Source organism: Alistipes putredinis DSM 17216 (assembly GCF_000154465.1).
GTDB classification, from domain to species: Bacteria; Bacteroidota; Bacteroidia; order Bacteroidales; family Rikenellaceae; genus Alistipes; species Alistipes putredinis.
This window is the reverse complement of record NZ_DS499580.1, coordinates 359,820-379,911: the sequence shown is the minus strand read 5'-3', so window position 1 is coordinate 379,911 and position 20,092 is coordinate 359,820. Positions and strand designations below refer to the sequence as shown.

15 protein-coding genes are annotated in these 20,092 nt (G+C 56.2%); 8 read left to right on the top strand and 7 right to left on the bottom strand.

What is annotated here, in order from left to right; genetic code table 11:
- The first annotated feature begins 95 nt into the window (after positions 1-95).
- Positions 96-1,661, top strand: coding sequence for an L-aspartate oxidase (gene nadB, locus ALIPUT_RS10510; RefSeq protein ID WP_004329930.1), 1,566 nt, complete (start codon positions 96-98; stop codon positions 1,659-1,661).
- A 38-nt stretch (positions 1,662-1,699) separates the two neighbouring features.
- On the top strand, positions 1,700-3,283 hold the full coding sequence (locus tag ALIPUT_RS10505) for a peptide chain release factor 3 (protein WP_004329929.1): 1,584 nt from the start codon (positions 1,700-1,702) through the stop codon (positions 3,281-3,283).
- A 238-nt stretch (positions 3,284-3,521) separates the two neighbouring features.
- Here ALIPUT_RS10505 and ALIPUT_RS10500 read toward each other — a convergent pair whose 3' ends face one another.
- Positions 3,522-5,639, bottom strand: coding sequence for a M3 family metallopeptidase (locus tag ALIPUT_RS10500; RefSeq protein WP_004329928.1), 2,118 nt, complete (start codon positions 5,637-5,639; stop codon positions 3,522-3,524).
- An 8-nt stretch (positions 5,640-5,647) separates the two neighbouring features.
- A complete protein-coding gene (locus tag ALIPUT_RS10495) occupies positions 5,648-7,825 on the bottom strand; it encodes a M3 family metallopeptidase (protein ID WP_004329927.1) in 2,178 nt (725 codons plus the stop codon).
- A gap of 50 nt (positions 7,826-7,875) precedes the next feature.
- Here ALIPUT_RS10495 and ALIPUT_RS10490 point away from each other — a divergent pair, with 50 nt between their 5' ends.
- The 3 genes from ALIPUT_RS10490 to ALIPUT_RS10480 are packed head-to-tail and all read left to right on the top strand — an operon-like array spanning position 7,876 to position 9,733.
- A complete protein-coding gene (locus tag ALIPUT_RS10490) occupies positions 7,876-8,637 on the top strand; it encodes a 16S rRNA (uracil(1498)-N(3))-methyltransferase (protein WP_004329926.1) in 762 nt (253 codons plus the stop codon).
- The gene (locus tag ALIPUT_RS10485) at positions 8,634-9,176 is read left to right on the top strand and encodes a chromate transporter (protein ID WP_004329925.1); all 543 of its coding nucleotides are present in this window, start codon (positions 8,634-8,636) and stop codon (positions 9,174-9,176) included. The genes ALIPUT_RS10490 and ALIPUT_RS10485 overlap by 4 nt, the downstream gene beginning before the upstream one ends.
- Positions 9,173-9,733: a chromate transporter gene (locus ALIPUT_RS10480; protein ID WP_004329924.1), complete on the top strand. Its 561-nt coding sequence runs from the start codon at positions 9,173-9,175 to the stop codon at positions 9,731-9,733. The genes ALIPUT_RS10485 and ALIPUT_RS10480 overlap by 4 nt, the downstream gene beginning before the upstream one ends.
- A 6-nt stretch (positions 9,734-9,739) precedes the next feature.
- Here ALIPUT_RS10480 and ALIPUT_RS10475 read toward each other — a convergent pair whose 3' ends face one another.
- The 3 genes from ALIPUT_RS10475 to ALIPUT_RS10465 all read right to left on the bottom strand — a co-directional run bounded on the left by ALIPUT_RS10475 (position 9,740) and on the right by ALIPUT_RS10465 (position 12,998).
- Positions 9,740-10,033 (bottom strand): hypothetical protein, encoded by a 294-nt coding sequence (locus ALIPUT_RS10475; RefSeq protein ID WP_004329923.1) that lies wholly within the window; start codon positions 10,031-10,033, stop codon positions 9,740-9,742.
- Between the two features lie 55 nt (positions 10,034-10,088).
- A complete protein-coding gene (locus tag ALIPUT_RS10470; protein WP_040293910.1) occupies positions 10,089-10,973 on the bottom strand; it encodes a class I SAM-dependent methyltransferase in 885 nt (294 codons plus the stop codon).
- A gap of 210 nt (positions 10,974-11,183) precedes the next feature.
- Entirely contained in the window at positions 11,184-12,998 is a 1,815-nt protein-coding gene (locus tag ALIPUT_RS10465) for a peptidase U32 family protein (RefSeq protein ID WP_004329921.1), read from the bottom strand.
- 174 nt (positions 12,999-13,172) lie between these two features.
- Between ALIPUT_RS10465 and serS the strand changes: the two genes are divergently transcribed.
- The 3 genes from serS to ALIPUT_RS10450 all read left to right on the top strand — a co-directional run bounded on the left by serS (position 13,173) and on the right by ALIPUT_RS10450 (position 15,864).
- Positions 13,173-14,444, top strand: a complete 1,272-nt coding sequence (gene serS, locus ALIPUT_RS10460; protein WP_004329920.1) for a serine--tRNA ligase — start codon at positions 13,173-13,175, stop codon at positions 14,442-14,444.
- A 47-nt stretch (positions 14,445-14,491) separates the two neighbouring features.
- Positions 14,492-14,662 (top strand): DUF362 domain-containing protein, encoded by a 171-nt coding sequence (locus tag ALIPUT_RS10455; RefSeq protein WP_004329919.1) that lies wholly within the window; start codon positions 14,492-14,494, stop codon positions 14,660-14,662.
- Positions 14,663-15,195: 533 nt separating this feature from the next.
- The gene (locus tag ALIPUT_RS10450; protein WP_147554459.1) at positions 15,196-15,864 is read left to right on the top strand and encodes a hypothetical protein; all 669 of its coding nucleotides are present in this window, start codon (positions 15,196-15,198) and stop codon (positions 15,862-15,864) included.
- 185 nt (positions 15,865-16,049) lie between these two features.
- Here the strand turns inward: ALIPUT_RS10450 and ALIPUT_RS10445 are convergent, their stop codons facing one another.
- Together ALIPUT_RS10445 and ALIPUT_RS10440 are read right to left on the bottom strand one after the other, a co-directional pair.
- Complete coding sequence (locus tag ALIPUT_RS10445) at positions 16,050-18,038, bottom strand: fructose-bisphosphatase class III (RefSeq protein ID WP_040293820.1); 1,989 nt, start codon at positions 18,036-18,038, stop codon at positions 16,050-16,052.
- Positions 18,039-18,376: 338 nt separating this feature from the next.
- The gene (locus ALIPUT_RS10440; RefSeq protein ID WP_147554458.1) at positions 18,377-19,789 is read right to left on the bottom strand and encodes a hypothetical protein; all 1,413 of its coding nucleotides are present in this window, start codon (positions 19,787-19,789) and stop codon (positions 18,377-18,379) included.
- Positions 19,790-20,092 lie beyond the last annotated feature (303 nt).

Here is a 20,092-nt window from a genome sequence, read left to right as displayed (position 1 = left end):
ATTTCGCTCTGATAGGCTGCGTCCGGATATAAGTCGGCTCGATCCGGCTTCATCGCACGCCAGCACTATCTCGGCCTGTCCAATCGCTGAAAACCATGAAAACCGATTTTCTGGTCATCGGATCCGGCGCCGCCGGACTGAGTTTCGCCCTCAAAGCCGCAGAACACGGCCACGTTACACTGGTAACGAAAGGGAAAATGGACGAGTGCAACACCAACTATGCCCAGGGAGGCATCTGTTCGGTGACCTATGCGCCCGACACGTTCGAAAAACATATTCACGACACCCTGGTCTGCGGTGCCGGCAAATGCGACCCCGCAGCCGTCGAACTGGTAGTTCGCCGGGCCCCGGAGCTGATCCGCGACCTGATCGCCTGGGGCACGAAATTCGACAAGACACCCGACGGACGCTTCGAACTCAACCGCGAAGGCGGACATACCGAACATCGTATCCTCCACCACGAGGACCTCACGGGCGCTGAGATCGAACGGGCCCTGATAACCTCGGTACGCAAGCACCCCAACATCACGGTTCTCGAACACCATTTCGCCATCGACCTGCTGACACAGCACCACCTGGGCGAATTCGTCACCCGCCACACGCGCGGCCTGGCCTGCTTCGGAGCTTACGTGCTGAACCTGGAGAGCAACGAGATCGAAACCGTGCTGGCCAAATTCACCGTCGTCGCTGCGGGCGGCTGCGGCAACGTCTATTCTTCGACGACCAATCCGAGCGTCGCCACAGGCGACGGCATCGCCATGTGCCACCGCGCCAAGGCCATCACCGAAAACATGGAGTTCATCCAATTCCACCCCACCTCGCTCTACCATCCGGCCGAAAAGCCCAATTTCCTCATCACGGAGGCGATGCGGGGTTACGGCGCGATCCTGCGTCTGCAAAACGGCGAAGAGTTCATGGACAAATACCACCCGATGAAATCGCTCGCACCGCGCGACGTGACGGCCCGGGCCATCTATACCGAAATGACCCGCCGGGGCGAGGACTTCGTCTATCTCGACGTGCGGCACAAAGATCCGGAGCAGACGCGCCGGCATTTCCCGAACATCTATGAAAAATGCCTCTCGCTCGGCATCGACATCACCCGCGACCTGATCCCCGTCACACCGGCGGCACACTACTGTTGCGGCGGCGTAAAGGTCGATCTCAACGGCGAAACCTCGATCCGACGGCTCTATGCCCTGGGAGAAACCTCCTGCACGGGGCTGCACGGCGCCAACCGGCTGGCTTCGAACTCCCTGATCGAAGCGGTCGTCTATGCCGACCAAGCCGCCAAACACGCCACCTCCCGGCTCTCCTCGGTCGAAATCCAGGAGGGTATTCCCGACTGGGATTTCGAAGGCACCCAGCACACCGAAGAGATGCTGATGATCATCCAGTCCAAACGCGAGATGCAGGCCATCATGTCCAACTACGTCGGCATCGTCCGCTCGAATCTCTCGCTCGAACGCGCCCTGCGCCGCCTGTCGATCATCTACGAAGAGACCGAAGAGCTACACAACAAGATCAAGCCCAATCGCGAGCTGTGCGAACTGCGCAACATGATCGCCGTGGCCTACCTGGTCATCAAACAAGGCAGCGCATTGAAAGAGTCGGTCGGCTGCCACTACAACTCCGACTACCCCAAACCGGACAATAAATAATCTGCAAGAGAACTCACCCACAATCTTTATTACCGTTTATGACCTTACAGGAAGAGATCACCCGCCGGCGGACGTTCGCCGTCATCGCGCACCCGGACGCCGGTAAAACGACCCTGACCGAAAAACTGCTGCTCTTCGGCGGCGCCATCCACGTCGCGGGAGCGGTCAAAAGCAATAAAATCAAGAAGGGAGCCACCTCCGACTTCATGGAGATCGAACGTCAGCGCGGTATTTCGGTCGCTACGTCCGTCATGGGCTTCGAATACCAGGGCCGCAAGATCAACATTCTCGATACCCCGGGCCACGAAGACTTCGCCGAAGATACCTACCGCACGCTGACGGCGGTGGACTCCGTAATCATCGTCATCGACGGCGCCAAGGGCGTCGAGTCCCAGACCCGCAAGCTGATGGACGTCTGCCGCATGCGGCAGACCCCGGTGATCGTCTTCGTCAACAAGCTCGACCGCCCCTGCAAGGATCCCTTCGACCTGCTGGACGAAATCGAGAAGGAACTCCGCATCCGGGTACGTCCCCTCTCATTCCCGATTTCGAGCGGCGACACCTTCAAGGGCGTTTACAACATCTACGAGAAGAACCTCACGCTCTTTACGAGCGACGAACGGCAGACGGCCGACGCTTCGACCGTAGAGATCAACGACCTCGCCTCGCCCGAACTGGACGAATACATCTCCGAACGCTACGCCAAGCAACTGCGCGAAGACACCGAACTGGTCGAAGGCGTGTACGACGCTTTCGACCGCGACGCTTACCTGCGGGCTGAGCTGGCCCCGGTCTTCTTCGGCTCGGCGGTCAATAATTTCGGCGTGAAGGAGTTGCTGGAGTGTTTCATCCGCATCGCCCCCTCGCCGCGCCCTGCGCCGACCGAAACCCGGATCGTGGAGCCTGCCGAGGAGAAAATGACAGGCTTCGTCTTCAAGATCCACGCCAACATGGATCCGAACCACCGCGACCGCATCGCCTTCCTGAAGATCTGCTCCGGCACGTTCGAACGTAACAAGAATTTCCTGCACGTGCGCAGCGGCAAACAGATGAAATTCTCCTCGCCGACGGCTTTCATGGCCGAGAAAAAGTCGATCATCGACTTCGCCTACCCGGGCGACATCGTCGGCCTGCACGACACGGGCAACTTCAAGATCGGCGACACCTTCACCGAAGGCGAAAAGCTCAAATTCACAGGCATTCCCTCCTTCGCACCCGAACAGTTCCGTTATATCGAGAATGCCGATCCGCTGAAATTCAAGCAACTGGCCAAAGGCATCGATCAGCTCATGGACGAAGGCGTGGCGCAGCTCTTCACCTCGTCGCTCAACGGCCGCAAAATCATCGGCACGGTGGGCGCCCTGCAATTCGAGGTGATCGAATACCGCCTGGCGCACGAATACAACGCCGCCTGCCGCTGGGAGCCGATCTCCATCTACAAAGCCTGCTGGATCGAGAGCGACAACGCCGAGCAGCTGGCCGACTTCAAACGGCGCAAACATACGAACATGGCCATCGACAAGCACGGCCGCGATGTATTTCTGGCCGACACCAGCTATGCCCTGGCCCTGGCGCAGGAAAACTTCAAGGACATCAGATTTTACTTCACCTCGGAGTTCTGATCCCGTTACAAGCAAGTTCTGATCCCGCCAGCAATCATCAAAATATAAACCACCCGTGCTACCATTGCACGGGTGGTTTTATTGTCAAAATAACTACTCTTCCCCGCACAAACGATTCGCGCGACATACCACATCCGTTCTCGATCGTCCCGGTCTTCTATACACTCACACGAAAAGGGCTGCCTCTGTAGGCAGCCCTTTCGATTTTCAGGATGGGAAACCCACGCCGACAACAACTCTATTTTTCGAGCCCCATCTTTTCGATCAGAGCCTTGGTTTCGGGCTTGTGTCCCCGGAAATTCACATAGAGCGTCATCGGATGTTCGTGACCGCCCTTCGAGAGAATTTCGCGGCGGAAAGCCTCCGCCACTTCGGGATTGAAAATACCCTTCTCCTTGAACAGCGAGAAGGCATCGGCCGCCAGCACCTCGGCCCACTTGTAACCGTAATAGCCCGCAGCATATCCGCCGGCAAAAATGTGGCTGAAAGCCGGCGACATCGCAGCACCCTCGACAACCGGGAGTACCTGAGCCGGAGCCATCGCCGTCCGTTCAAACAGTTCGACATCGCCCTCGAACGGCTTGTCGATCGAATGCCATGCCATGTCGTTGAGCCCGTACAGCAACTGGCGGACATTGAAATAAGCCGCCTGATAGTTCTCTGCGGCGACGATCTTGGCAATCAGGTCGGCAGGAATCGGTTCTCCGGTCTTGTAATTCACGGCCCACAAGTCGAGGAACTCTTTCTCGGTCGCCCAATTCTCCATGATCTGCGAAGGCAGCTCGACGAAATCCTGATATACGTGCGTACCGCTGATCGACTCGTGCTCTCCCTCCGAAAGAATGGCGTGCAGCGCGTGTCCGAACTCATGCAGGAAAGTTTCGAATTCACTGAAAGTAAGCAGTGAAGGAGTCGTATCGGTCGGCTTGGTGAAGTTCATCACCAGCGACACCAGCGGGCGGGTTTCGTGTTCCTCGACGATTGAAACGCTCCGGAACTCGGTTTCCCAAGCCCCGCCGCGTTTGGTAGCCCGGGGGAAGAAGTCGAGGTAAAGTTCCGCCAGGAAGCGACCGTCCTTGTCGGTCACGTCGTAAGCCGTCACCTCGGGATGATAGACCGGGACTTCGGGATTCGGCGTGAAATTAAGGCCGTAGAGCTTATTGGCAAGCAGGAATACCCCCCGCTTCACACTGTCCAACTGCAAGTAAGGCTTCACCAACTCCTCGTTGAGCTCGTATTTCTCATGGCGGTACTTCTCCGAGTAATAAGCCATATCCCAGGGCATGACCTCGCCTTCGAAACCCTGCGAGCGGGCATACTCCCCGATCGTATTGTAATCCTTCACGGCATACTCCTTGGTCTGGGCAAGCAATTCATCCAGGAAAGCATTGACCGTCTGCGCGTTTTCAGCCATTCGGTCGGCCAGCACGTAATCGGCGTACGTCGGATACCCCAACAGGTTGGCGATCTTCAAACGCAGATTGACCATCCGCTTGATGTTCTCCGTATTGTCGAACTCACCGCCCAAGCAGAGGGAGTTGCTGGCTCTCCAAAGCTTCTCCTTCAGCTCGCGGTTGGTCGAATACTCCATGAAAGGGACGTAACTCGGCGCCTGAAGCGTCACCGTCCATCCCTGCTCGCCACGGGCCTTGGCTTCGGCGGCCATACCGTCCCGCACGAAATCGGGAAGCTCGGCCACCTGCGCCGGATCCGTGATATTGATCGTAAAGGCATTCGTGGCAGCCAGCACATTGTGGCTGAACCGGAGCGAAAGCTCCGAAAGTTCGGTCGAATATTGCCGGTACAGTTCCTTGTCCTCATCGGAAAGGTTCGCACCGCTGCGCACGAAACCGTTATAGGTTTCCTCCAGCAATTTCTTGTCCTCTTTCGAAAGGAACCACCCCGGATGTTCATAGACGGCCTTCACACGCTCGAAGAGCTGCGGGTTGAGCGATATGTCGTTGGACAGGGCCGTCAATTTGGGCTGTACGTTCTCGGCCACCTGCTGCATCTCGGGCGTAGCATCCGCTTCGAGCAGGTTGAAAAAAATACCTTCGACCCGCGAAAGCAGCCGGCCCTGACGATCGAGCGCCACGATCGTATTATTGAAGGTCGGCTTGGCTGGATTGTTTACGATCGCGTCGATTTCGGCACGCGACACAGCGATCGCGGCATCGAACGCCGGTTCGTAATCGGACACCCGGATCCGGTCGAACGGCGGGGTTTCGTGCGGCGTATTCCACTCCGCGAGCAAGGGGTTGTTCGTATCAATTTCAGGCAGCTGGGCAACGGGCATCGTATGGTCCGCGCATCCGGCTGCCAAAGCGGTTAAAAATGTCATAACAATCTTTTTCATCGGTTAAATTAGATTTTAGGCTTTTCATTCGGTTCGAGGGTCACGACGGGCACGGCAAGGCTGTCGGCAGGTTCTTCGGGCAGCTCCTCCATCAGGCCACAGGCCACGAGCATCGCCCGTTTATCAGGATCGGCCCCGCGAAAATCCCGGTAGAGGGTCATACCGTCCGCCGAACCGCCCCGAGAAAGCAGCGTCCGGAATTTCCGGGCGGTCGCACGGTCGAATACGTCGCCGGTCTGTTCGAAGGCCCGGAAAGCGTCTTTGTCGAGGACCTGCGCCCAGATATAGAAATAGTATCCCGACGCATAGCCCCCATCGAAAATATGCAGGAAATAGGGATAGCGGTAGCGGGGCTGTATCTGCGGGATCAATCCCCGGCGACCGTACACGGCATCGGCTTCGAACTCGTTCACATCGAAAGGTTCGTACTCCGTAATAGCGTGAATATCCATATCGGTAAGAGCGGCAGCTACCAGTTCGGTGACAATGAAGCCCTGGTTGAACTTGCCGCTTTCGCGGATGCGCTTGATCAAGCGTTCGGGAATCACCTCTCCCGTCGTATAATTGATCGCATAGTGGCGCAGCACTTCGGGTTCGGTCGCCCAATTCTCCATGATCTGCGAAGGGAGCTCCACGAAATCGCCCTCCACCCTGCCGAGCGACCGATATTTCACGTCGGCGAAAAGCGCATGCAGCCCGTGCCCAAACTCATGAAAAAGGGTCTGGACCTCATCGAGCGTAAGCAGCGAAGGCGTCAATTTGGTCGGCGGAGTAAAATTGCATACGATGGCGACCACAGGAGCGATGCGTTCGTCGCCTTCGTAGCGCTGGCTGCGGAACGCGGTACACCACGCACCGCTGCTCTTGCCGCTGCGCGGAAAAAAGTCGAAATAGAGCACGCCCAAATGAGTCCCGTCCACGTCGAGCACCTCATATACCGAGCAATCCTTGTGGTAAACCGGTGCGACCAACGGACGGAACGTAATCCCGTAAAGCCGGTTCGCCAGCGAAAAAGCGCCTTCCCGAACATTTTCGAGCGAAAAATAGGGCCGCAGCGTAGCATCGTCGAGCGCATATTTGTCCTTGCGCACCTTTTCGGCGTAATACCACCAATCCCAGGGTTCGAACGTCGCCCCCGGCACATCCCGCTGCAACATCGTATTCATCTCGGCCATCTCTTCCTTGGCGCGATCGAGCGCCGGCGTCCACACTTCGTTCAACAACTCATAAACGGCAGCGGGCGTTCCGGCCATCTCATCGGCCGTCACATAAGCCGCATAGGAGGGATAGCCCAGCAAGCGGGCTTTCTCGTTACGCAGGCGGGCGAAATCGTTCACCAGAGAGCGGTTATCGTACTCGCTGCCTTCGTTGCAACGGTCGATATATGCTTTGTACAACTGCTCCCGCAAGTCGCGCTGAGTAGAATACGTGAGAAACGGAATCCGGCTGGGAGCGTCGAGCGTAACGACCCACGCATCGTTCAATCCCAACTCCGCAGCCTTCTCCCGGGCCATCCCCTGCACGCTTGCAGGCAGCCCGTCGAGCTGTTTCTCCGTCAGTTTCAACATAAAATCATTCGTCGCCCGGAGGACATTATTGCCGAATTTCACGGGCAGCAGCGCCAATTCGCCGTTAATTTGACGCAACCGCTCCTTCTGCTGCGGATCGAGCAGCGCTCCCGCCCGCACGAACTTACCGTAAATCTTCTCCACCAGGCGCGTCTGCACGGCATCGAGGCCGAGGCTGCCGCGACGGTCGTAAACGGCTTTGATCTTGTCGAAAAGCACCTCGTCGAGCAGAATATTGTCCCGATGGGCGGCCAGCAACGGCATCGCCTGCTCTTTCGCCGCCAATAACTGATCGTTCACGTCGGCCGAACAGAGCATGTTGAAAACCAGCCCCACCTGCTCCAGCATCAAACCCGAACGGTCGTAAGCCAGAATGACATTCTCGAAAGAGGGCTGATCGCCGTTGGATTTGATAGCGTCGATCTCGGCTTCCTGAATCGACATCGCCCGCTGGAAGGCAGGCAGAAAGTGTTCGGGCCGGATCCGGTCGAAAGGAGGCACGCCGTAGGGCGTTTCCCACTCCTCGAAGAACGGATTCTCCGCCACCTCTTTACGCTGGTTGCATCCCGTAGTCATAAGCAGAATCAATGAAATTAAAAATAAAGAATATCGCTTCATCGGTTCGTTGGATTTTATTTACCTTTGCAAAGGTAAACAATTTATAAAAAATGCAACTGTTTTACGCCCCCGATATCGTTCCTCCGGAATATACGCTCAGCGAGGAAGAGTCGAAACACTGCATCCGCGTGCTTCGCATGGCCTGCGGCGAAGAGCTGCACATCACCGACGGCCGCGGTAACCTCTACCGCTGTGAAATCGTGGACGACAATCCCAAACGCTGCCGGGTGCGGGTGCGCGACACCAACAGCGAATTCGGCAAGCTGCCCTACCGCCTGACGATGGCCGTCGCCCCGACGAAAAACAACGACCGGTTCGAATGGTTCCTCGAAAAAGCCACGGAAATCGGGGTCGCGGAGATCATCCCCCTCGCCACGGAGCATAGCGAGCGACGCACGCTCAAGCCCGAACGGGAGAACAAGGTCATCACGGCTGCCGTGAAACAGTCGCTCAAAGCCTACCACCCCCGCCTGCACGAAATAACTCCGCTGCGACAGGTCATCAAGCAGCCCTTCGACGGACAGAAATTCATCGCCCACTGCGACGCTCCCCGTTCGGCCCTGGGCAAGGCATTTCTGCCCCACATCCTGCACAAAGGAGGCGACGTACTGGTTCTGATCGGGCCGGAAGGGGACTTCTCGCCCGAAGAGATCGACCTGGCCGTCCGGGGAGGTTTCCGCGAAATCACGCTCGGCTCGCAGCGCCTGCGCACGGAAACGGCCGCCGTCATGGCGACCGCATTGGTGGCTGCCGCCAACGAATCCGAAATCGGAACGGACGACAGACAACCGTCTTCAAAACCGGTACAATGAAACAACTTTGGGAAATATTCTGGTCGTTTTTCAAAATCGGACTCTTCACCTTCGGAGGCGGCTACGCCATGATCCCGCTGATCCAACGCGAGGTGATCGACCACCGCAAGTGGATCCCCGCTTCGGAATTTCTCGACCTGCTGACCCTGGCACAATCGGTCCCCGGCCCTATTGCGATCAACACGGCCGTCTTCGTCGGATACAAACGCTCGGGGCTCCGAGGCGCCTGCGCATCGCTGCTGGGCGCCGTGCTGCCGTCGTTCCTCATCATCCTGGCGATCGCCCTCTTCTTCGCGGGCATCCGTCAGAACCCCGTCGTCGATGCAGCCTTCAAAGGAATGCGCCCGGCGGTCGTTGCCCTGATCATCGCTCCGCTGGTCACCCTCACGCGGGGCATGCACTGGAGCATGATCGTGCTGGCCGCCGCACTGGCCGGACTGATCTGGTGGCTGGGTCTTTCACCGGTACTGATTCTTGCCGCCGGTGCAGGTGCAGGCATCGTCTGGGAATTGTCTATCGCAAAAAAGAGTAAGCAATGATATTCTGGGAACTGTTCGTCAGCTATCTGAAAATCGGATTCTTCGGCTTCGGCGGCGGTTATGCCATGCTGTCGCTGATCCAGAACGAAGTGGTCGTCCAGCACGCCTGGATGACCAACGCCGAATTCGCCGACATCGTGGCCGTATCGCAGATCACGCCCGGCCCCATCGCCATCAATTCGGCGACTTACGTGGGTTACACAGTTGGAATGCAAAGCGGCAGCGTATGGTACGGTATTCTGGGCTCGGTCATTGCGACTTTCGCGGTCTGCCTGCCGTCGATGACGCTGATGATTCTAGTCGCCCGCTACATCGCCCGACTCAAGGGCAATCCGCTGGTAAGCGGCGCCATGCGGGGACTCCGCCCGGTAGTGATCGGCATGATTGGGGCGGCCGCGCTCCTGCTGATGTTTCCGCAGGACGCAGGCGACGCCAGCTTCATCGACTTCTGGAGTTGGATTCTCTTCGGCGGCGTACTCGCAGGCTCCTACTTCAAACTCAATCCGATCCTGCTGATCGTCCTCTCGGCTGCCGCAGGCATCGCGATCTATCTTTAACCGCGCTTACTCTCCTCCGGCGACGAAGAAGATGCCGCCCGTAAAGAGCACTACCAGGAAAGAGATCAGGGCCAATGCCGTAAGCACCATGAATCCGATGTGCACGAAGCCCCATTTCTCGCCTCCGTGCGGCAGTCTCGGCGAGGTCAGAGCCGCGATAAGGCCCACGACAGGCGTAAGGATCAGACTTAAAACGAACGTCCAGGCGAATCCGATCTTGCGGCGGCTGCCGACGAGCCCGATCAGTACGGAAATAAGACACCAGGTCAGGATACCCAGTACAATAGAGAGCGTAGTCATAATTTCATAAGTTTTTCAAAACCGCTCTGCCCCGTACCGGCAAACCGATCGTCGGCTACCTGACAAAACGACAGTACGTCCCCAGGGGAAGCCGCTTGCCGGCCCGGTCGTCGAAGCAGAGTTCTCCGAATTGTTCCTCAAACGGCGTGCCGAAGGCCTGTCGCACGGCGGTCGAAGCGAGCGTTGCCGACAACCCCATCGAATAGAGGTTCAACACCAGAAACGCTCCGCGCGGCTCCAACAACCGGGCGCAACATTCGAGCATCTCGCCGATGTTATCCTCCAGAATCCACTTTTCGCCGTTGGCACCCCGTCCGTAAGCCGGGGGATCGAGGATAATTCCGTTGTAGCGGTTACCTCGCCGCACTTCGCGCTGCACGAATTTGAGCGCGTCTTCGACGATCCAGCGCACCCCCTCCAAACCGCTCTGCTCCATATTCTCCCGCGCCCAGGTCACGACCTGTTTGACCGAATCCACGTGGGTCGTATCGGCTCCCGCCGCCCGGGCCGCGAGCGTCGCTCCGCCCGTATAGGCAAAGAGATTCAGGACCTTCGGCGTCCGTTCCTCCGCTCTCATCCGCACACAGTTGTCGTAGATGAAATTCCAGTTGGCCGCCTGCTCCGGGAAAAGCCCCACGTGTTTGAACGAAGTGAGGCCCAAGCGCATGCGCAGCCGCATCCCTTCATAGGCATAGTCCACCGTCCACCGGGACGGCATCCCGGACCGCAACCGCCACTCCCCGCGTTCTTCGCTGCGTCCGTCACGCAGGAACGAGGCGTCGGCCAGGCGGCGCCACTCCTCCTCCGTAAGACTCCGCCGCCAGATGGCCTGCGGTTCGGGACGGCGCACGACATAACGGCCGAAACGTTCGAGTTTCTCGAAATCGCCGGAATCGATCAGTTCGTAGTCGGGGAATCGGGGAATCAGGGCTTCAAACATGGAATTATCTTTAATCATACAGCATATAACGAATTATCCGGTTCGTACACGGCATACTGCCGACATCCTACTTCTTTTACCGGCCTGCGGCGAACAGGCGCAAGCCGAACAAATTTCACCGAGCCGCCCGCAGAAACGGAACTCGCCCGCAACTTCCACCGCCGAAATAATCAGACCGATCCGGCCAATCGAAAGCGCGGGACTCTTTTGTTATTTTCGATCGCTCTCGTCGATCAGGCTCATTTCGCACCGGGCACAGTCGAACCGGAGCCGGTATCGGAACCGGCCGCGCATCAGAAACAGCTCTCCTTTCAGCGTCGGATGCTCCTTCAGGCACTGTCCGATCTCACGCCGAATGCAATAGGCCGAACGCATGACCGGATGCCCTGCCGTCGCAGGTTCCAGATCGAGTCCGCGTGCAATTTGCCGCACCCCGTGATCGCGGTAAAACTCCTCGGCCAGACGATTCGTAACATTCTCCTCGGCCGTAAGGACTTTCGACGGATAGGGCGCCGATCGATCCTCGGGCAGAATCGCATGGACGACAGGGCGGTCGAGCCGCGCCCGCCGCAAACGCTCCAATCCTTCGCGGCGCAGCTCCGCCAGCAGCGACACCGGCACGAAACGGTCGCACCCTTCGGAGCGAACCTCCCGCACGTCGAAAATCGTATCTCCGCTGCGGGAAAGTTGTGCGGCGACGGTTTCCGACATCTTCCGGGAATCTTTCGCCGGTTCGAACACCCCGTCGCGCGTAACCTCGGCCGCAACTCCCTCGCAATCGGTAAAACGCACCGTTACTCGCAGCGGCGTTATCGCCGCGTCGGCACGCACGGGAATCACGCGCCGCGTACGGCTGCGGTCGAGGGCCAACGAAAAGCGGCGGTCGAAATTGCGGAACACCTCCGCCCCCGCAACGACGCCCTCCATCCGGTTGGGCACGATGCGGCTTCCGGCCACTTCATTGACATTGGTACCCGCCAACCCGTTCCGGGTCAGCAAACAGATGCCGTCACCGGGAGCCAGATCACACGGCCCGGAGAGCGTAAAACTCCCTCGATCGACCCGCACAATGCGCCCCAACGGTTCGCCGACAGCTTTGGGCGTGTCGAACGATGCGACTCCCGCCCGGCGACCGTCGAAGAAATACTCCGACTCGCCCCGCGTGAAACTCTTCGAAGGATCCGGCTGAAAGTCCGGCCGGCTCTCTCCCACCGACGAGCGGCAGAATCCCGGCCGCGACGCGAGCGCCCGATCAATCCGCTGGCGGTAATAACTTACGACATTTTTGATATATCCGATATCCTTCAGGCGTCCCTCGATCTTGAACGAGGTAATCCCCGCATCGATCAGCTCGCCTATACGGTCCGACAAATTCAAATCCCGCACCGACAGCAAATGCCGCCCCTTGACGACCGTACGCCCGGACTCGTCCACCAGATCGTAGGTCAGGCGGCAGGGCTGGCTGCAAGCGCCCCGGTTACCGCTGCGTTCGCTCATCGAACGCGACAGGAAACAGCGGCCGCTGTACCCCACGCAGATCGCCCCGTGGACGAAACACTCCAGATCGACCCCGCAGGCGGCGCGGATCGTCCGGATCTCGTCGAGCGACAAGGCCCGCTCCAGAATCACGCGGGCAAAGCCGCAGCGCTCCAGAAAAAGCGCCTGCTCCGGCGTACGTGTGGCCGCCTGCGTCGAAGCGTGCAGCTCGACCGGCAGATTCATCCGCCGCAGCGCCATGTCCTGCACGATCAGGGCGTCCACCCCGGCGGCGATCAGCTCCCTGGCCTGCCGCTCGGCTTCGGCCAACTCGCCGTCATAGAGCAACGTATTGAGCGTAGCATGCACCCGTACACCGTATTGATGGGCATACTCTACCGCTCGGGCGATCTCCTCCGCAGAATTGCCCGCCGCGTGGCGCGCACCGAAGCGGGCGCCTCCGATATAGAGGGCGTCGGCGCCGTAATCGACCGCAGCGACGGCCGCCTGCAAATCTTTGGCGGGAGCGAGTAATTCGATGGATTTCACGGTGCTTTGTCGGAAAATATGCCGAAGAAAAAACCCGAAACGACATCCGGTTCCCCCGGGCCGCGTCGAGGCGTGTCTTATCTCGGGGCAAAAGTAAAAAATAATCGGCAAATGTGCTTGCGATTGGGGTTTGTTTTGTAATTTTGCTCTCCGAACACGTAATATTTCAAGACCATGCTTACGATCAAGCAACTCAGGGACGACCGCGAGGCGGCCATCCGCCGTCTGGCAAAAAAAGGAGTGGACGCCGCTCCGGTAATCGCCGAAATCGAAAAACTGGACGACCGCCGCAAGGCGATCCAGCACGAACTGGACGAATGTCTGGCCACACAGAACCAGGCGGCCAAACAGATCGGTGCATTGATGGGTCAGGGACGGCGCGACGAAGCCGAAGCCAAAAAAGCGGAAGTCGCGTCCCTCAAGGAGCGGTCGAACGCGCTGAATGCCGAATTCAAAGAGGTTTCGGATGCTCTTCAGGCCGCGATCGTCACCCTGCCGAACTTCCCGGCCGACATCGTGCCCGAAGGCAAAACGGCGGAAGACAATCTGGTTGTGAAACTGGTCGAAAGCTATACGCAATTGCCCGAAAACCCGCTGCCCCACTGGGAGCTGGCCCGCAAATACGACATCATCGACTTCGACCTGGGCGTAAAGCTCACCGGCGCGGGGTTCCCCGTTTATAAGGGACAGGGCGCCCGGTTGCAGCGTGCGCTCATCAACTTCTTCCTCGACTGCAACACGCGGGCCGGGTATCTGGAAGTGGAGCCTCCGGTCATGGTCAATGAAGCCTCCGGCTTCGGCACGGGACAACTGCCCGACAAGGAGGGACAGATGTACCACGCCACGGCGGACAACTTCTACCTCGTTCCGACGGCCGAAGTGCCCGTGACGAACATCTACCGCGACGTGATTCTCGACGAGAAGGATTTTCCGGTGAAGATGACCGCCTACACCCCCTGTTTCCGCCGCGAAGCCGGGTCGTACGGCAAGGATGTGCGCGGACTGAACCGTCTGCACCAGTTCGACAAGGTGGAGATCGTACAGTTGAGCCTTCCCGAAAAGAGTTACGAGGCGCTGGACGGCATGGTGGCCCACGTCGAAAGCATCGTCAAGGCACTGGAGCTGCCCTACCGCATCCTCCGACTCTGCGGCGGCGACATGTCCTTCACCTCGGCGCTGACTTATGATTTCGAGGTATATTCCGAAGCGCAGAAACGCTGGCTCGAAGTGTCGTCCGTGTCGAATTTCGAGTCGTTCCAGGCCAACCGCCTGAAACTCCGCTACAAGGATGCCGACAAAAAGACGCGGCTGGCACACACGCTCAACGGCTCCTCGCTGGCCCTACCCCGCATCGTGGCGGCCCTGCTGGAGAACAACCAGACGCCCGACGGCATCCGGATTCCTGAAGCGTTAATTCCTTATACGGGCTTTGATATGATTAAATAAATTTTTATATTTGCACCGTCAACACACAACTTAAACAATACAAAAAAATGGCTTACAAAATTAGTCCCGATTTGTGCGTAGCTTGCGGCACATGTATCGACGAATGTCCGGTAGAGGCAATCTCGGCCGGTGATGTTTATGTAATCGATCCTGACAAGTGCATCGACTGCGGCACCTGCGCAGGCGTTTGCCCGAGCGAAGCGATCAAGCCCGAATAATTTTACAAGAAGGCATAAAAAAGCTCTTCCCTCGAAAGGAAGAGCTTTTTTATTGTCTATTCCCAAGTGGATCTGCCGACACGCCCGAAACCCGGGGCCGATCCACCCATACGGCCTGCCGCCGGTCAGGGATTCACAACAGTTTTCCAGCCGATTTCAACGGCAGATCACGATTCCGCCGACCGTTAATTCGATACGCCCCGAAGCACCCTCGAAAGGGATTTCGCGGAAAGGTCGAAATACATCGGACGATAGCGGCGGGGCCGTGCATCACAGGACATCGAAAGACACGTGTACAGGGATTTTGCCGCAAACGAACCTTTCCGTTTGCAGAATCTATCTATTATACTTAATTATAGAGCACAGAAACATCGCGGGAGAAGCGTATCCCGCAATGTCTAATGCCTGTTTCAGCCCGTGAAAGGGGAAGCTCGCGGCACAATGGCCGCAAGCATTCCGGAAGAGGCGCGTGGAAAAGGATCGAAGGCATACCGTTGCAGGCGACGATCGTTCAACCTAAAACCTACCTAATTATGAAAGCACGTGTCTATTTATCGTTAGGAGCCTTGCTCCTGTTCTTGGCTCCGTTGAGTTGTTCCGACAAAGCGGAAAGTCCGGCACCGGAAACTCCGCCGGAAGAACAGCCGGTACAGCCTTCAGAAGAGTATAAGGAGATGTATCATTCGATGGAGGATAACATAAAGGACGAGGAACCCAGTCTCTATTACACGTACTTCCGTATGCGAAATGCCAGCGACCAGCCGCTGTACATTGCTGCAAGAGTACGAAGGAACCCATACGGATTCTTCTACTACCTCAAGCCGAAGGAACAAGCTACGCATTGGTGTTGTATAGAAAATTGCGCGGGTTTGAATTTCGATATGGATCAGGTATTAATCAAAGACTTGAACAAAGGCTTAGATTATTTAGAAATTTATTACCGAAACGATAAGGCCGGGACTTTAGGTCCGGAGAAAGATACCGCGATGCTTTATAATTTTATAAAGCCTATGACGGAAGAGATGGTCGGAACGCCGCGCGACCCGGCCCGTTGGGAGTATGAAGAGTTCCCGGACCGCCCCCGTGCCGTGCGATGGACGATTCATATCACCAATGAGGACTATGAAGAAGCCGTCCGTGCGACCACCGAGCGGTGGAAAGATTGGGATCGCTGGAGCGGTGAGCCGATAGAATGGGAATGATTTTCAATTTCGTCTATATCGTAGAAGCGGGCCGCAGCGTAATAGCTGCGGCCCGCTTTTATCCCCCGCCTTACTGCCGAACCGAAAAGACCGATTCGCTCCTTCGAAAGTCGTCTTTCGCAGAATTCCGACCGGATAAAAGGAGTCCCCCGGACACGGATATTTCGCAGCAATGCTGCCTTCGGTTACTTACGTTCCTTGATCTGGCCGCTGCGATAGGCCGCCAGCAGGTTCTTCAGGTCGTCGATCTGCACCTGCAACTCCTTGCCGATAGTCGTATCGCGCACCGTGATGCGGTCGGTCGTCGCCTCGACGATCACCTTCGTAGAGATGATGTCCTTTCCCTCCTCGACGGCCTTGACCGCCGACTCGAAAGGCTCGTGCTGCACCAGTTGCAGCCCGTGCGAATTGTAAATCAACGTATAACCGGCGATGCCCGTTTCGGAATGGTACGCCTTGGAAAATCCGCCGTCGATCATCAGCAGCTTGCCGCCGGCCTTGATGGGACTTTCGCCCTTGCAGGTCTTCACGGGCACGTGTCCCGAAATGATATGGGATTTCTCTGGATCGAGTCCGAAAGCCGAAAGAATCATACTGCACATCTTCGTATCATCCAAATGCTTGTAATAAGCTCCCTTCTCCTCGTGGTGCGTCTTCTTGTCCTCGATCAGGTAACGCTCCAGCGTTGCCATCTTGGCCTTGTCGAAGAACGGGGATTCGGGGCCGCACCACAAGTACCACATGTAATCGAGCGCCATCTGCTGACTCTTGGCCCCATTGCCACCGAAATAGGCCTCCCGGGTCAGGCGGTCCAGTTTGTCCAGCAGGCTCCGTCCGGCATAGGGTTTTCCGTCCACGATGACTGTTTTGAACTCCCCTTCGTCGGTCATCGGAATCGAAGCGTGGTACATCAGGTTCGAATTGACGATCAGATACATACTGCCCTTCGAAAAGAGCAGCCGGATATGTTTCTGTAGTTTGTCGCTGTTCAGGAACGAGGCTTGCAACGTACGAATAAGCTGATCTTCGCCCGGAGTCAGCTTATAAGGATCCCGGGGATCGACCGTCGGAAAGTCGGCGTCCTTCAAGGGATAATCCTTGCCGTCGATCTCGATGGTTCCCTTCTCGTAGTCGATTTTCTCCAACAAAGCCCGCCCCTCCATCTTGTATTCGGGATGGCGCTTGATCATCTGTCCCTCGATCTTGAACTGGATCACCGAAATCGCCTTGTGCATCTGGGCCATCAGCAGTACATCGCGCTCCGTAACGCCCGAATTCTGCATCACTTTGGGCTGGTAGGGCTTGCAGGGTGAGTTCTCATAAACTTCCATGGCGAAGCGGGCCAGCGGCAGCAGATTGATGCCGTAGCCGTCCTCCAACACATCGAGATTGTCATAGCGGGCCGACACACGGATCACATTGGCGATCGAAGCTAAATTTCCCGCCGCAGCGCCCATCCAAAGAATGTCGTGATTACCCCACTGGATATCGTACATCTTGTACTGGGCCAGCGTATCGAAAATGAAGTGCGGACCGGGCCCCCGATCGAAAATATCGCCGATGATATGCAGACGGTCGATCGTCAGGCACTGGATCACATTGCTCATGGCGATAATGAAAGCATCCGCCCGTCCGATCGAGATGATCGAATTAAGAATCCCGTTGAAATAACTCTGTTTGGGCGATCCCGGCGAATCGGATTCGTGGAGAAGCTCCTGAATGACATAGGAAAAATCCGGAGGCAGCATCTTGCGCACCTTCGAGCGGGTGTATTTGACCGAAACGGCCCGGCAGACCTCTGTCAGCTGGTTGAGCGTAACCTTATACCAGTCGTCCAGATTCGATTCCTTCTGCTTGATGAGTTGCAGCTTCTCGGCGGGATAGTAGATCAGCGTACAAAGCTCCGTCATTTCGGATTCGCGCAAAGTATTGTTGAAAACCTCGTGCACCTTTTGCCGGATCACGCCCGAAGCGTTCTTCAGCACGTGGCGGAAAGCCTCGTATTCACCGTGAAGGTCCGTAAGGAAATGCTCGGTACCTTTGGGAAGGTTCAGAATAGCCTCCAGGTTGATGATTTCAGTCGTAGCGTCGGCAATGGTCGGGAATTTCTCCGAAAGCAAATTGAGGAATTTCAAATCGGCCGCCGAATATGTCTTGTTCACAGATACACTCATTGCAATAAACATTTTGGGCAATTATATATTTCAATGTACCATCATCCGAGATCGCAGCATCGCAAGGGTCGCCTATTCGCAGCTTGTGGCTGCGTCTGTAATGCAATTCTCCCCGACATTCCCTCCTCGGAGGGACTTGGCGCTACATTCCCAAAGAGATCCACCAAAGTATATCATTGCGATATTTTTTACTAAATTAAATACTTTTCCACAAAGTGCCAAATATTTCGGACTCAATTCCCGGAATTTCCTCCAGCTGCTCCTCCCCGGTTCCGAAAGACGCAAAAAAAGATTCCCGAAATTACTTCGGGAATCTTCGGTTTCGGTCAGCGGCCGAATTACAACACGCTAACGATTTTCATCGAATTTACGGTCTTCGGACACATCTTGCCCACCGAACTGAAAGCTACGGAAGAGATTCCGCTCTTCGAATTAGACTCGGGGAAAAGTTCCTCCACCGGACTGAGGTTAGCCTTGCTCACCTCGAACGGTTCACATCGGTAAATATTACCATACTCTCCGGCCTCGTTCTGTGCTACGATATAAGCGTAAACCATAAGGCCCTCAGGAAGCTTGACTATATCCATCATAGAAGTATCTGCATCAAAGCCCATACTCATAATGTAAGACAAAACCACGTCGTCAGACTCACCCGAAAAATCCACATCGGTCACCAGCATATTCCAAACCTCGGCACACTCTTCGGAGAACTGGGGTACGTATCGCAAGAAATAGGCACCTCCGTAATCATCGGGCTTATACGTAGTCGGATCAATGGACGAAGCCTCCTCACCGTCATACAGACGGACATCCACGCTCTCCACCGTAGCATCCGAAGCGACATATTCCAACGTTTCAAAGTCCTTCACGCTGACATCCGTCGTCGGACGACCGTACTCATCCATACCGCACACGAATACGACATACCCCGTTTTAGGCAGCAAACCAGTAAAAGTGAACTCCTCCAAATCACCCGTCATCCGCTGTTTCTTCATAAACTCGGAAACAGACATCTGGTAAGCCTTGGCCAAGTTAGCGATAAAAGAAGGGAGCAGCTCTTTCAGTATCGCGGGGTCGTTTTGACATTCCGAACTATACTCTTCAGCTGTCAGCGCATAGAAGAAATAGGGCACCTTCTTATCGGAAGGAGTAAAACTCATTGTTACGGACGTCGATTTAGGCTCAACCGTCCATTCGAAAGTACAATTCTCCTCCTCCAGGCCGGGCAACGTTTTCGTCGTAAACTCGGCAACGATTCCGTTAGCGACAATTTCAAGGTTCTCATTGACACCGGCAACGACAACCGAGTAGGATGTACCCGCCGACAAACCGGGGACATCCAATTCCAAAGGAGTTACACTACCATGCAACCGTCCCTGCTGAGTAAGCACATTGTAAATATCAGCAACAGTGGCTCCCTGCGACATATATTCCGCCTTATAATAGTTGATGACACCTTTCGCAATATCATTATCCGTAATTCCGGGAATTTGCTGCTCCAGGAACGCCGTCTCAAACACCACAGCCATAAAAGACTGGGACTTGGCATTCTCTGTAATCGCCTCGAACGTAGCAACCGAACTGTAATAAGACGTGTCGGAGAACGTCACCTTATATTCGCTCTCGACAGGATCTCCTCCCGTTCCGTTATTGCCACCGTTACCGTTGGTTTTGTTTTCGTCGTCGCTACAACCAGCGAACAAGGTCGCAAATGCTGCCAAAGCAGCCAACATAAACATTTTGATTTTCATACGTATTAAAAAATTATTGGGTTTATTTATGCAAATTTCTTCGTTCCTGCTCCTCATTTATTCAAAGGGCATCGTTGCAAATATAGAAATTTATTTCGAATCGGCCTGAAAAATCGGATAATAAAAACAACATTTCCTCCGCTTTGCGAGCGATTCCGGCATACTCGCAGACTTTATTCACGAATAGAACGGAATAAAGGTCGCTCTTCGTATAAAAGAGATGGCTTTCTTTGAATACGGGACAACCCGATATCCTCCCGCCACCGGTTGCGGATCTCCTCCGCAGCATATCCCTCGACAACC